The sequence below is a fragment of the Campylobacter sp. RM16187 genome, from assembly GCF_025319965.1.
GTDB lineage: Bacteria > Campylobacterota > Campylobacteria > Campylobacterales > Campylobacteraceae > Campylobacter_A.
Map to the genome: position 1 here is coordinate 1,161,148 of NZ_CP012549.1, position 14,535 is coordinate 1,175,682.

The 14,535-nt window shown below is 34.2% G+C and carries 13 protein-coding genes; 6 read left to right on the plus strand and 7 right to left on the minus strand.

Annotation, left to right across the window (positions count from 1 at the left end; all coding sequences use genetic code 11):
* Positions 1–8: 8 nt before the first annotated feature.
* On the plus strand, positions 9–1,253 hold the full coding sequence (locus CDOMF_RS06270) for an ArsS family sensor histidine kinase (protein ID WP_260951195.1): 1,245 nt from the start codon (positions 9–11) through the stop codon (positions 1,251–1,253).
* Positions 1,254–1,262: 9 nt separating this feature from the next.
* Here the strand turns inward: CDOMF_RS06270 and CDOMF_RS06275 are convergent, their stop codons facing one another.
* Both CDOMF_RS06275 and secA read right to left on the minus strand, forming a co-directional pair.
* The gene (locus CDOMF_RS06275) at positions 1,263–2,459 is read right to left on the minus strand and encodes an ABC transporter permease (RefSeq protein WP_170019029.1); all 1,197 of its coding nucleotides are present in this window, start codon (positions 2,457–2,459) and stop codon (positions 1,263–1,265) included.
* Positions 2,460–5,063: a preprotein translocase subunit SecA gene (gene secA, locus CDOMF_RS06280; protein ID WP_260951196.1), complete on the minus strand. Its 2,604-nt coding sequence runs from the start codon at positions 5,061–5,063 to the stop codon at positions 2,460–2,462.
* Between the two features lie 92 nt (positions 5,064–5,155).
* Here secA and lolA point away from each other — a divergent pair, with 92 nt between their 5' ends.
* Positions 5,156–5,668, plus strand: coding sequence for a LolA-like outer membrane lipoprotein chaperone (gene lolA / locus CDOMF_RS06285; protein ID WP_260951197.1), 513 nt, complete (start codon positions 5,156–5,158; stop codon positions 5,666–5,668).
* 2 nt (positions 5,669–5,670) lie between these two features.
* Here lolA and CDOMF_RS06290 read toward each other — a convergent pair whose 3' ends face one another.
* Positions 5,671–6,183 (minus strand): hypothetical protein, encoded by a 513-nt coding sequence (locus CDOMF_RS06290; RefSeq protein ID WP_172128107.1) that lies wholly within the window; start codon positions 6,181–6,183, stop codon positions 5,671–5,673.
* A complete protein-coding gene (locus tag CDOMF_RS06295; protein WP_260951198.1) occupies positions 6,180–7,502 on the minus strand; it encodes an ATP-dependent DNA helicase in 1,323 nt (440 codons plus the stop codon). The genes CDOMF_RS06290 and CDOMF_RS06295 overlap by 4 nt, the downstream gene beginning before the upstream one ends.
* Positions 7,503–7,553: 51 nt before the next feature.
* On the opposite strand from CDOMF_RS06295, the gene CDOMF_RS06300 reads away from it, so the two are divergent.
* Positions 7,554–9,554, plus strand: coding sequence for a bifunctional C40 family peptidase/M15 family metallopeptidase (locus CDOMF_RS06300; protein ID WP_260951199.1), 2,001 nt, complete (start codon positions 7,554–7,556; stop codon positions 9,552–9,554).
* Positions 9,555–9,556: 2 nt separating this feature from the next.
* Here the strand turns inward: CDOMF_RS06300 and CDOMF_RS06305 are convergent, their stop codons facing one another.
* Positions 9,557–10,414 carry a D-amino-acid transaminase gene (locus tag CDOMF_RS06305; protein ID WP_260951200.1) on the minus strand — a complete coding sequence of 286 codons (858 nt, stop codon included), beginning with the start codon at positions 10,412–10,414 and terminating at the stop codon, positions 9,557–9,559.
* Between the two features lie 143 nt (positions 10,415–10,557).
* Between CDOMF_RS06305 and CDOMF_RS06310 the strand changes: the two genes are divergently transcribed.
* Entirely contained in the window at positions 10,558–11,070 is a 513-nt protein-coding gene (locus CDOMF_RS06310) for a hypothetical protein (protein WP_169973861.1), read from the plus strand.
* Position 11,071: 1 nt separating this feature from the next.
* Here CDOMF_RS06310 and CDOMF_RS06315 read toward each other — a convergent pair whose 3' ends face one another.
* Together CDOMF_RS06315 and rsmH are read right to left on the minus strand one after the other, a co-directional pair.
* Entirely contained in the window at positions 11,072–11,356 is a 285-nt protein-coding gene (locus CDOMF_RS06315) for a hypothetical protein (RefSeq protein WP_260951201.1), read from the minus strand.
* The gene (gene rsmH, locus CDOMF_RS06320) at positions 11,346–12,278 is read right to left on the minus strand and encodes a 16S rRNA (cytosine(1402)-N(4))-methyltransferase RsmH (protein WP_260951202.1); all 933 of its coding nucleotides are present in this window, start codon (positions 12,276–12,278) and stop codon (positions 11,346–11,348) included. Before rsmH ends, CDOMF_RS06315 begins: the two co-directional genes overlap by 11 nt.
* 66 nt (positions 12,279–12,344) lie before the next feature.
* On the opposite strand from rsmH, the gene CDOMF_RS06325 reads away from it, so the two are divergent.
* Both CDOMF_RS06325 and CDOMF_RS06330 read left to right on the plus strand, forming a co-directional pair.
* Complete coding sequence (locus CDOMF_RS06325) at positions 12,345–12,923, plus strand: class II aldolase and adducin N-terminal domain-containing protein (protein WP_170019036.1); 579 nt, start codon at positions 12,345–12,347, stop codon at positions 12,921–12,923.
* A 132-nt stretch (positions 12,924–13,055) separates the two neighbouring features.
* Positions 13,056–14,531, plus strand: a complete 1,476-nt coding sequence (locus CDOMF_RS06330) for a peptidylprolyl isomerase (RefSeq protein WP_260951203.1) — start codon at positions 13,056–13,058, stop codon at positions 14,529–14,531.
* Positions 14,532–14,535: the final 4 nt, after the last annotated feature.

The following is a 14,535-nucleotide window of genomic DNA, read 5'->3' on the forward strand; positions in this document are numbered from 1 at the left end:
ACCCCAAAATGAAACGTTCATCAGTTTTTTATACTATTACTTTTATATTTATACTTGCGTCTACAAGCATATTTCTGGCCTTTTTATGGCTAATGGAGTATGATAAGCAAAACTACACAAGAGAGTTGAATGCAAAATACTCTACAATAGCCAGAAATACGCTATTTTATATGAGTGGAATTATAAACGACAAAGAGTATGAACGCCAAATCGAAGGCATCAGAATGCCTGAGATTATAGATCAAGAAGAAAAAGAAAAAATTTTAAAAGATGCTACGATTTTAGAGGAAATTTCAGCAGATATTGGTTCAAGCGCTATTATGCTATATGAAAAACATCACTATTTAAAAATTAAACATATAGATAGAACCCTACTTTTAAAAGACAACGAATACCAACCCTATAGATATGATATTATCAAAATTATTTTTTCCATAGTTGCACTTATCTTACTTGCAGCTTACATCTTTGTTATTAGAAAGTTAAAGCCACTAAGAAAACTAAAAAGACAGATAGATATATTTGCCAGAGGAGATATTGACAAGATTAAAGATGTAAGTAGCGGTAATGATGAAATTTCAGAAGTTTCAGAGGCTTTTTATAATGCGGTTTGTCAAATTAGGCACCTCAATAACTCAAGAAAATTATTTTTAAGAAATATTATGCACGAGCTTAAAACTCCTATCACAAAAGGAAGAATAACCGCTGAAATGATACAAAAAGATAAAAATCAAGAAAGACTCGTGTCGGTATTTGTAAAGCTTGAAAGTCTTATAAACGAATTTGCCGCTGTCGAACAAGTAACATCAAGCACCGCTCTAAGCAACACCAAAATTTGCCTGATAGACGATGTGATAGATGAAGCTCTTGATATAGCGATGGTGGAAAAAGATAGTGTAGTCATAGATAAAATAGAAAATATTAGCATAAATATTGATTTTAAACTCTTTGCGATAGCTATTAAAAACATGATAGATAATGGACTAAAATACTCCAGCGATAAACATGTAAAAATAGCCATAGGCGATAAAGATATCAAGTTCATAAGCAGAGGCGAAAAACTATCAAAAGATCTAAAGCACTATATAGAGCCGTTTACTAAAGGTGAAGATGCCAAAAAAAGCTTTGGCTTGGGGCTTTATATAGTAGATAATATACTTGAGGCGCATAAGCTAAATTTGACATATAGGCATGAAAATGGATTTAATATATTTAGCTTTGAAAATTTAGAGAGTGTAGTAGTTAAAAAATAAAAAACTATTTTATTCGTTTCTTAATGTTTCAAGCACATTTATCTGGGCTGCTTTTTTAGCAGGATAGTATGACGAAAACGCCACTATCACAATGGCTCCAACAAGTATAAGCGACAAGTCAATTAAAGATAGCTCCATTGGTAGTTTAGCACTTCCATACACATCCGCGGGCAAATTTATAATATCAAAACTTCCCAGTAGCCAAACCCCAAATAGTCCTAGCATAAGTCCAAACACTATCCCGCTTCCTCCTATAGTAGCACCTAATGCAAAAAAGCTTTTTTTAATATCTCCTTTGCTTGCGCCAAGAGAGAGCAAAAGTGCTATTTCGTGACGACGGTTCATGACAGTCATCAGAAGTGAGCTAACTATATTTAAAGAGGCAACCAAAATAATCAGCATTAAAACTATAAAAAGGGCACGCTTTTCTAATGCAAGAGCCGAAAAGAAATTTCCGTTTTGCTGCCACCATCCAATCGCTCTTAAAGAGAGCGGAAGTTGAGCTGAAATCTTACTTATATCATCAAACGGTTTATCAGAATAGACATGAATTCCGTCATATCTGCCCTCTTCGTAGTCTAAAATTCTACGCAAAGCTTCTACAGAAGTGTATAGATAGCTCTTATCATACGCCACAAGTCCGGAGTCAAAGCTAGATATGACATCAAAACGCTTCATTTTTGGTATCAGAGCAAATCCTCCTGGATCGCCTTTTGTAAATATCAATGTTAGCTTCTCTTCTCCGCTAAGCACAAAATCATTTTTAATAGCACTTCCTACAAGCAACTCATATCCACTTATTTCCTTATCTTTAAGCCCTTCTTTGACAACGGAATTTATACTCTTTTCATCAGTAGAATTTACACCAAAAAGCATTCCACCCTCTAAGCCACTACTACCCTTTATTATAACCTGAGTCATAATATAAGGACTAAATTTAAGATTTGGAAATTTAGCTTTTAACTTGTTTACATCGGCATCTTCTATACTTGCACGTATGTTTGAAAGGATGGTTATAGGATAGTTCATCGTAAATAGCTTACGCTCAAATTCCTTATCAAATCCATTCATTATGGCCATTGCCACTATAAGCACCATAAGCCCTATGCTAACTCCCAAAAAAGCCAAAATAGCAGAGAGAGTGATAAAGGGCTGGCTTTTATCAAAGCGTAAATATTTAAAAAGAAGATACTTAACTAAACTCATCTAAGCAAAAATTCCCTTTTTAGGACCGCTTTTACCACAACACTCTTTATATTTTTTGCCACTTCCGCAAGGGCATGGCTCATTGCGAGGTATTTTTTTTGCTCTTACTTCATTTGTTGCAGTATCTTTGTTTTCTTCGTTTGAGTATTTAAGCCCTCTATTTTGCTCTTCTTGCATCTTTTGCATAAGCCTTTGCTCAGCATCAACCTCTTCTTGGCTCTTAAATCTAACAGCCTGAAGTATTTTGATACCCTCAAATTTAATACGTGATACAAGCTCCATAAATAGGTTAAAACTCTCTTTTTTGTATTCTGTTAGCGGATCTTTTTGATTATATCCTCTAAGTCCAATTCCGGTTTTTAGTATATCCATCTGATAGAGATGCTCTCTCCACGCATTATCCACCACTTGAAGGCAAAGCACTTTCTCTAAATACCTTCTTTGATCATCAGCTATAACACTCATCTTTTCTTCATATTCAGACTCTAAAATTCCCTCTATCTTTTGAGCTAAATCGTTAAAATCAAGCTCTTTTAGTTCGTCTGCATTTATTGCCAATCCGTTTTCGGAAAGTATTGAGACAAGTTTATCTATGTCAAATTCACTTCTAACACCGCCTACAAAAATTTCAGCCTGCTCAAGCAAATTTATTACATATTCGCCTCTATTTTGTTTGATTTTTTCACCAATATCAAATTCAGGATCAAGTAGCTCGTTTCTAAATTTATATACAGTCTTTCTCTGTTCATTTGCGACATCATCATACTCTAGGATATGTTTTCTGGCCTCAAAGTGCAGACTCTCAACTTTTTTTTGAGCATTCTCTACCGCTCTTGTAACCATTTTAGAATCGATACTCTCGCCCTCATCTATTCCAAGCCTATCCATTATACTTTTTATGCGGTCGCTTCCAAAAATTCTTAAAAGATTATCCTCTAAGCTTAAGTAAAATCTACTCATCCCAGGATCTCCCTGACGACCTGAACGGCCTCTTAGCTGATTATCGATTCTTCTGCTCTCGTGTCTTTCCGTGCCTATTATATATAACCCGCCAAGATCTCTTACTTCGTCGTTTATCTTGATATCTACACCGCGTCCGGCCATATTAGTAGCTATGGTAACAGCTCCTTTGGCACCTGCTTCGGCTATGATTTGGGCCTCTTTTTCGTGATTTTTGGCGTTTAACACCGAGTGAGGGATCTTTTCTTTTACAAGCAATTCATGCAAAAGCTCGCTTCTTTCAATGGAAGCCGTACCTACAAGCACAGGCTGGCCTTTATCGTGAGCTCTTTTTATCTCGTCTATTACGGCCTTAAATTTCTCTTTTTGAGTCTTATAGATAAGGTCGTTGTGATCAATCCTTATTGTAGGCACGTTTGTAGGTATCGAAATAACATCTAATTTATAAATTTGAGAAAACTCTGTCGCTTCCGTCTGTGCAGTTCCCGTCATACCGGAAAGCTTATTATATAGCCTAAAGTAATTTTGGAATGTAATATCTGCAAGCGTTTGGCTCTCTTCTTTTATCTGCACGCCCTCTTTGGCCTCAAGCGCTTGATGAAGCCCTTCGCTAAAACGTCTTCCCTCACTCAATCTACCGGTAAATTCATCAACTATTACCACCTCATTATCTCTTACGACATAGTGTACATCTCTTTCAAATAAATTTCTAGCCTTTAAAGCCTGATCCAAGTGGTGACTTAAGATCGCATTTTCAAGGTTGTATAAATTTTCTACGCCAAATAGCCTCTCAGCCTTGCTTATACCTTCTTCGGTTATGGCTATGGTTCTATTTTTCTCATCCACTACAAAATCGCCAGTAGCCTTATCCTGAGGAGTTGCAGGCGCCTCCCCTCTGATCATCTGACCGGCTACTTCGTTTGCCTTGATATACCCATCAAGAGTACGGTTGGTAGGTCCAGAGATAATAAGCGGAGTTCTAGCTTCATCTATCAAAATACTATCTACCTCATCCACTATTACGAAGTTATGCTCTCTTTGAACCTTATCCTTAAACTCCATCTTCATATTATCACGTAGATAGTCAAAGCCAAATTCGTTATTAGTGCCATAGGTTATATCGCTAGCGTAAGCGGCTTTTCTAACCTCGTCATCATATTCGCCACCTAAAACAACACCTACGCTAAGTCCAAGAAAGTTATAAATTTCACCCATTTGAGTTGCATCACGCTTGGCTAGGTAGTCATTTACCGTAACTACATGCACACCCTTACCAGTCATTGCGTTTAATACTACAGGAAGGCTTGCCACTAGCGTCTTTCCTTCACCTGTCTTCATCTCAGCTATTCTTCCTTCATTTAGCACTATGCCACCTATTAGCTGGACATCAAAATGACGCATATTTAAAGTTCTTTTACCAGTCTCCCTAACAATAGCGAATACATCGTTTAATACATCATCAAGTGTTTTTGAGCCATCTTGAATAGCCGCTCTAAGCTCGTTAAAGCTACTTTTTAGCTCCTCATCGCTCATGGCTTGATATTTTGATTCAAGCGCATTGATATCCTTGACTCGTTTTGCGTATTTTTTTACCTCTCGATCATTCTTTGTGCCGAAAATTTTCTGCATAATGCCAACTATCATCTATCCGCCTTATTTTAGTTATTTTATAAACCTAAGATTTTACCATTTATTTAATTAAACTTAGCTACAATTCGCACTTAAAAGGAAAATTAATGAAAAAATTTATACTATTTTTATCCATTTATATAGCCTCTTTTGCATCCAATCTTGACTTCAATACAATTCAAGGTGATTTCACACAAACAGTTACAAGCAATAAGACCTCAATAGACTATAGCGGTAAATTTTATCTTAGAAAAGACAACAACGCACTTTGGATATACACTAGACCTACGGCAAAAAAAATATATTTTGACAATAAAAAAGTAGTAGTTTTAGAAGAAGCTTTGGAACAAGCCATAATTTCAAGAGTAAAAAATATGCCAAATTTGGGAGATATTTTAAAAGAGGCGAAGAAAATCAAAGAAGGTCTATACAAGGCCGATTTTGACGATACCGAATATTTTTTGACTATGAAGGGTATCTATCCAACTAGAATTGACTATGAAGACAGACTTGGAAACAAGATAAAAATAATATTTCAAAACGTAGTCAAAAACTACGAAATAACTAATGAGTTTTTAACTCCGGTTATTCCGTCACACTACGATGTGATAAATCACTAAACCTATTCGCCAAAATCTTTGCCGAAATTTTTAATTGAATTTAGATCAAGAGGCTTTAATTCTATCTTGCCATCTTTTTTTATGATTATATCATCCTCATCATTTTTGCCTTTATCCTTATTTTTCGTTAGATAATTTCCCTGCTCTCTTATGATCTGTAAAATTTCTTCAAGTTTTGGCTCTCGCAATATCTTAAGCGAGATTATCAGCACTTCATCTATATCTACAGAGTGTTTTTTGGCAGTATATTTGGCAAAGGTCTCTTTGAATTTTTCCTTACCCATAGAAGTAAGGAGATCTTCTACATAAAAGCTTCCTATAACCACATTAAGCCCGTCAAACACATAAGCCTCATTATCGTTAATGTCTCTACCAGAAACACGAAGACTAACTGTTATTTTTTTTATTGAATTTTGACTATCCTTTGAGTATAGATCGGCTTCAAAATTTTCTATATTAAGCACATCCGAATATGCAAAAACTATTAAAAATAGTGATAAAAAGAGCTTTTTCATATCTCCTCCTTAATATTCTCAAAGATATTTTCCCTATAAAATTTATCAACCTCTTCATCAATTTTAACAACACTTCTTAAATAATCCCTAAAATTTTGCCCTCTTTGGTATATCAGCTTTAGCTTTTTAGGATCTGTAGCCCTAGATAGTGCAACATAAAGCTGTCCGTTTGCAAAAATATGATTTAGATCGCAAACTAAGCTATCTATACTCATTCCTTGCGATTTATGAATAGTAAGAGCATAGGCTAGTTTAAACGGAAACTGCAAAAAAGAAGCCCTGACTCTTTGCTCTATATTATCATCAACTAGCTCAAATTCTGTAAGCTCAAACCTACTTGGCATCACCTCGATTATCTCACCATTTGTCTTTTGCACTATGACGCTTTCTATATTATTGCCATCTTTTAAAATTTGCATTATAACTCCGCGCTCACCATTATAATATTCACCCCATTTGTTAGTGATAAAAATTACTCTGGCACCAACTTTGATGTGCAAAATTTCAGGCACGCTAAGACTATTTATCCAGTTTTCAAGACTCTTTTCGTGCAATTTTTCATCGTGAATTTCAACCAAGGCATTTGATATTTCAAGTTTACTGTCAAGCTTTTCAAGCATTGCAGAATTTAGTCTATCAGCCTCATAGTTTCTACCAAAAAGCACACTAGTGTTATCATCTATATCAAATTTATCTACGCATAAATTTTCAATATATTTTATAACTTTCTCATCTAATCTACCCACTCTTAAATTAGATAAAATTTCATAAAACTCTAGATCTTTTGTCCGTTTTGATTTTACTAACTCTATGTTTTTAAGACCGAATTCACTCCACGCATAGGAGCTAAATGCATAAACAAATTGAAATAAAGAATTTTGATTAGTCTCTTTTTTCTGCACCGGAGGAAGCTGATAAAAATCCCCGACAAGCATTATTCTGCCTACAAATTTAGAGTTTATAAGTCTATAGTAAATCATCTCCATAAGCCCGGCGCTAACCATAGATATCTCATCTATCACAAGCAGATCACAGCTATCAAGAACCGCTTTTACTTTGCTTAGTTGCGACTTTTGTTTTTTATCAAGTCCTCTTAACTCCTCCAAATTCGAGCAAATTCCGAATTTAAAAAAACTATGCACACTAACCCCGCCTACACTAACTGCACTTATTCCAGTACTTCCCAATACTACTACATTTTTAAGCTCATTTTTATAGTGTTTTATGACAGAAGTCGTTATGTAGCTCTTACCTACGCCGCCTCTACCGGTTAAGAATAAGTTTGATCTCTCCAAAATCTTTAAAATCTGATTTAACAATGATTTTCCTATTTTTTTGTAAAATTATAGCCTAAAACAAAGGAGATAAATTTGAAACAGATAGCTTTTTTAATTTTTATAGCTATATTTTTTACTTCATGTTCAAAAAATGCTTTGACACCCAAAAACGATGCTGAAAAATCACTTAGCAAAGAGAGTCTTGGCAGAATTTCTTATCTAAATTTAGATATAGATCAAAGCGAATCCTCACTTCCTAAAAATCAAAAAAACATTAAATTTGACGGAGAGGCTCTACTTAAAAAACGCTTCGGGGTACTTTATCTAAAAAAGCCGCCTGTTAGTGAAAAAGAGGCTTTTTGGGCTATAAATTTATACAAAAACTCTAAAAACAGACAGTATTACGGACTAAATTTCAAGCCTATTAAGGATGAGTGGTTTAATGAGCTTCAAACTAACACAAACATTCCAGCCTTTGGCACACTTTCTCTTCCGGCAATTACGACAGCTAACACGAGCCTTAGAAATCTGCCGACAGATGAGCCTATCTTTATAAATCCGGCACGTGCAGGAGAAGGCTATCCATTTGATTATTTGCAGCTTTCAACTATATCCATAGGAACTCCGGTTTTGCTCTCACACTACTCGCTGGATAGGGCTTGGGCGTTTGTGGGAAGCGATAACGCCTGGGCATGGATTAAGGCTCACGACATTCAAATTTTAAGCCATCAAGAGGTAAAAGAGCTAACAAACTCAAATTTTATAACTATAACAAAAGACAAATCTCCAGTTTATGATGCAAATGGAAATTTCTTATTTTTTGGACGAATCGGCGCAATTTTGCCATTTACAAAGCAGGATGAATATAAATTTTATGGAGAAATTTATACTAGAAGCGGTATAAAAAAATATGAAATTTCAAAGCAAATTTCAGCCACATATCCGCTTATTTTTAACGATCAAAATATTAAAAAACTAGCTTCTGGTATGCTAGAGCAACCTTACGGTTGGGGAGGGTTTGGAGATAACCGCGACTGCTCTTTATTTACGCAAGATTTTTTAGGAGAGTTTGGAATATGGCTTCCTAGAAATTCACTAGCCCAAAGTAAAATAGGAAAACAAATTTCACTAGAAAATCTATCAAATGAGGAAAAAATAAAAAAAATAAAAGATGAAGCCTTGCCCTATCTAACCTTGCTTCACTTTCCAGGACACATAATGCTCTATGCCGGAATAACAGATGGTGTTCCTATAGCAATTCACGACATGTGGGGACTAAGAACTAAAAATGACGGAAGAGCCTTAGTAGGAGGAGTAGCGATAACCTCACTTGAAATCGGGCGAGATAGAGAAGATATTGACAGTAAAAATTTGTTAATTTCCAAGATAGACTCTATGAATATCTTGGTGCCAAAACCGACACTTCAAGATATCATAGCCAAAGCCTACGATGTAAATATAAATGAAAATTCGGTGATTTTTAGAGACGGCACTACTGAAATTTTTGATGACAAAAAATCAAAAAACAAAGAAGAATTACTAAATAGTGCGGATATAGAAGATATTTTTGCAGAAGAATATCCATTATTTAAGCCGCTAACCTTACCCGCAAACGATGCAGGCAGATATAGAAACTACGCACTTTTAGATAAAATTTACGGAGCCGATGAAAGAAGCATAAGGGCAAATTTAGTAGATGTAGTATGGCTTAAAAATCATATAAATAAAAAGTTTAAATTTAACTCCAAAAACGGTGCGGCAAAGGCTCTTGAGGCAGTTTCAAAAGAGCTTGATGAGCTTATTAGCAAAGAGCCTGAGATGCTTAAATTTTTAGACAATCCTTCCGGCACATTTAACTACCGATTGATTGCTAAAACAAATCGTAAAAGCGCGCACGCTTACGGCATCGCAATAGATATAAATACCGATAAGAGCAATTATTGGCAGTGGAGCAAGGATGGCGTATATAAAAATCAAATTCCAGAATCAATAGTTAGGATATTTGAAAAACATGGATTTATATGGGGCGGTCGCTGGATCAGCTTTGATACGATGCATTTTGAATACCGCCCCGAATTTTTATATAGGTGGTAATCCTATAAAATTCCCGCCTCTTTTTTTACCTTATCTGCATACATCTGCCTTAAAATAGGTACGTATTTGCCTATTTTTCCTCCGTTTATGAGCTTTCCATCGGCTTTAATGACAGGCAGAAGCAAAAGTGTAGCAGCAGATATAAAAACTTCATCAGCGCTATATACATCGTTCATCGTAAATGCGCGTTGCTCGACTTTAAGACCGGCTTTACTGGCAAATTCCAAGATATTTTTTCGGCGAATTCCTGGTAAAATTTCATTTGAAAGAGGCTTGGTTATCAAAACACCATCTTTGATGATAAATGCACTTGAGCTTGTGGCCTCAGTTACAAAGCCATCCTCCACCATAAACCCCTCATAAGCGCCTCTTTTTACCGCCTGCTCTTTAGCATAACATTGAGCTAGAAGCGAGATGGACTTGATATCTCGACGTTTCCAGCGTATATCTTCAACACTTACTATCTCTATGCCCGTTTTTGAATCCGGATTTTCGATAATCTTTTGTTCGTAGCAAAATACAAAAATAGTAGGCTTAAGTCCCTTTAGAAACTTAAAATTTCTCTCTGCCACTCCACGGGTTATCTGCATATATACCCCGCCTTCTTGCAAGCTATTTTTGCTTATAACCTCTTTTAATATCTCTTCAAATTCACTCTTTGAGCAAGGCAAATTTAATTCAATGGCCGCTAAACTATTATCAAATCTATGCCAAAAATCCTCTCTATCTACAAGCTTTCCATTAAGAACCGGCACAACCTCGTATATTCCGTCTCCAAATATAAATCCTCTGTCAAAAGCACTTACTTTAGCCTCATCGGCTTTTACAAATTCTCCATTTATATATACAATTCCGTTCATCACATATCCTTTGATTAAAATTGTATAATTTTAACTTAGAGATCATAAAAAAGCCCATAAATATAAATTTGTCAAGCCTTAAGTCGCTTATTAAAATTTTTTTTGATATAATTAAAAGGAAATTTACGAAAAAGTATGAGAAAATGAGAGATAGCGAGCTTAAAAAAATAATTTTAGAAAATATTTTTGTAGTGTCAAAGAAGCCTGTATTATTTCGTGATCTGCTTGAGGCAAACTGCCTTTTTAACGAGGGAATGCTTATTGACCCGGCTAAGTTAAATTTCAAATTTAGATATTTTAAAACATATCTTGTCTATGGAATAATATGTATTTTGATAGTAGGGACACTTTTGACATTGACTCACAATCTATTCACAAGACTTGATTTTCACCTATCTATAATAAGCTCTATTATATCCACAGCTCTTGTATTTATTGGATTTGACATGTTTAAAATTTGGGCAAGAAAGGCCATCAGTAAAGAACTTATAAAAAAGGCTTGGGCTATACATTTTCCATATTTTCCTTATGAAAAATACTCCACTAGAGTTGAAATGATATATAACGAAGCTACAAAAAACGAGATTCCGAGAAAAGATTTAGAAAAATATGTATTGGAAAGATTGGTAGCGCAGTCTGAGACAGGGATAAAATAACTTATTTCAAATTTAACTGATCAGAGATCTGGTGCTTATATTTGATCTGTTCAACTCTTAGCCTAAGATCTTTATTTTCCTCTAAAAGCACATCTCGCTTACCACTTAAATCAGCTATCTCACGGCTTGTATAGTAAATTTGATTTGTTATATAAATTTTAGGTAAAAATATAGTAAAAGCTATTAACATAATTATATAGACTATTAAAAGAGTGTTGAAATCTAAATTTTGCTCTACTTTTTGGCTCTCTTCATGAAGAGCTAGCAAATCCTCTTTATCTTGCATTATTGCCTCTTAAAATTTTAAACACCCTCATTTTTGCACAGCTACTTCTTGGGTTTGCTTTTATCTCTTTAGAGGATGCCATTATAGCTTTTTTTGTTATTATTTCGCCTTTTGAGTGATTATTTCCGCATGTACAACGCATTGCGACATTGTCACAGATACAACTTTTAGCCCACTTTTTAAATCTTGTTTTTACTATCCTATCTTCTAGTGAGTGAAAGCTTATTATAGCCACCACACAGTCATCAATATCTGAATTTTCTATAGCGTCAAGCAGAGTCTCAAGCTCTTCTAATTCGTTATTTACTTCTATTCTAATCGCCTGAAAAGCTAAGGTAGCAGGACTTATGCTTCTATTTTTTAAAAATTTAGTTCCTATTATATTTGCAAGTTCGCTAGCACTGTTTATCTGACTATTTTTTCTTGCCAAAACTATCTTTGAGGCAATCTGTTTTGCGTTTGCAAGCTCACCGTAATCTCTAAAAATTTGAGCCAATCTATCCTCGTCATAAAAATTTACAACATCAAAGGCTGAAATTTGAGAATCTTTATCCATTCTCATATCCAAATTTTCACTTTTTAGACCAAAACCTCGATCGTCTTTGTCAAGTTGAAGAGATGAGACTCCAATATCTGCTAAAATTCCGCGAACCTCTTTTGTGTCGATTTTATTTAAAATTTCAGAAAATCTACTCTTGTAAATTTTAACTCTACCGGCAAATTCTTTAAGTCTGCAAGAGGAAAATTTAATAGCTTCATCGTCTCTATCGCAGGCTATTAAATTTACATTTTTATTATGAGTCAAAATAGCACTAGAATGACCCGCGTAACCAAGAGTGCAATCCACTATACTTCCGCATTTAATATCATCAAAAGTAGACAAAACTTCCTCTAGCAAAACGGGAATATGTGGCGATTCCAAAGTTATCCTTGTAAAATATATTTTTTATGTATAATAACAAAAAACAAATTCATCAAAGGTTAAGTCATGGATTTAAAATATTCAGCCGAACAGATAAGTAAAATTTCACTCTCTATGTTTAGGAAGAATTTTTTAGGTATTTTTCATGGCTCAATATCTGCCAGAATAGAGTTTGAGCAGTTTTTGATAAACAAAAAAAATGCTATTTTTGATAATCTTAAAGAGGAAGATTTAGTCCTTTTAAATTCTAAAAAAGATTATAGATGGAATGATGCAAGCCTAGATGCTGACATACACATAAATATTTACAAAAACATTAATGAGGCCAAATATGTCTGTTATGCAATGCCACCTTATTTAACCGCATATACCCTAAATCACACTTTTATAAAACCAAAAGATTATTTTGGATATATGAAGCACCACGAAATTCCAATATATGATCCTAAGCAGTTTGATGACTGGTATGAAAGAGCAGATACTGAAATTTATCGCTATTTGAAAGAAAACAAGACAAATATTATGATTATAAAAGGGTATGGAGTCTATGTTTATAACAGAACAGCATACCAGCTCGCAAAAGATGTTGCAATCCTTGAAAATACGTGCAAATTACTTCATATAGCACATTCATACGAAATATAGATAACTAACAGTGTTAAAATGTTAGTAAATTTATAAATTTTACATATTATAAAGTGCGAATTTAAGGTTACATTCACATAAATTCGGTAAAATAAAATCTAAAATTTTAATTGTTAGTTTAAAGGGAACTTAATGATAACTTGGATGCAAAAGCATAAAAAATACTTAGTGGTCACTATTTGGATAAGCACTATAGCGTTCGTCGGAGCAGGCTTTGTCGGATGGGGAGCTTATAGCATGAACACCGAAAAATCTACTTCGGTAGCCAAAGTCGGACATAGAGCGATAAGCGTCCAGGAATTTCAAAATAAATATGGCGAATTATACTCTTATTACAACCAACTGCTTGATGGAAAACTAACAGAAGAAAAAGCCAAAGAGATGGGGATTGAAAATTTAGCCATAGAATCCTTGGTGCAAGAAAATTTGTTATTAAATTTTGCTGACGATTTAGGGCTTGGCGTAAACGATGACGACATAGTTAAATACATAGTTGCCGATCAAAATTTTCAGATTGACGGCAAATTTAGTAAAGATCTTTACAATGACGTTTTAAAAAGAGCTAGAATAAATCCTGCGGATTATGAAAAAAATCTAAAAAGAGTAGTATTGCTTGACAAATTAAGACATGCGATCAATTTACCTACAAACAAAAACGATATAGATATGATGACATCTAGTTTCTTGATGCAAGATAGAGTTTCTTTACAAGTCATAAAAGCGGCAGAAAATGAGATACTCATAGATGAAGACGGAGTAAAAAAACTATGGGAAGAAAGCAAGACAAACTACAAAACTAAAACAGAATATAATCTAGAAACAAGTTTTATACCTGCTATCAGTGCCGATGTGAACGCAACAGAATTAAAAGAATTTTACAACGAAAATAAAAATTCATATAAAGATAGCGAAGATAAAATCCAAGAATTTGAGACGGTTAAAAAAGATGTTTTAAAAGATTATAACTTCAAAAGTACAAAAAAAACAGCACTAGAAGAGTATCTTTTAGTCAAAAAAGGCGAGAAAAAACTTAGCGATAAACAAACGGTATTAGAAGATGACTTTAGCTTTCCTATAATAGACGAACTAAAAAACTTAAAAGCCGGTGATATAATAAAGCCTTTTGAATTTTCTAAAGAGAATCAAGATGGATATATGATAGCCAAGGTTATAGAAGTTAAAAAACCTGAGGTTATGAGCTATGAGCAGGCAAAAGAACAAGTATTAGTGATCTATAAAGAGATCAAAGGGAAAGAGCTAATAGAACAAAAGGCTAAAAACCTACTAAAAGAGGACTTTAAAGGTAAGGACATAGGCTTTATAAGCAGAGATTCTGATTTAAACATAGAAGATCTAAGCAGTACAGAATTTAATGCTTTTGTTAGTAACTTGTTTGATAGCAATAACAAAAAAGGATATATTTTATTAGACAATAAAGCCGTTGTATACGAAATTTTGGAACAGCAGTTGCTTGATAACAAAAAAGAAAATGAGTATAAAGATATAGTAACACAAAATGTTAGTTATCTTAAAAATAGCGAACTCATTAAAGATCTAACAAGTGCGTTACAAAAACGTTATCAAGTAGAATATTATTACAAAAGGTAGTGAT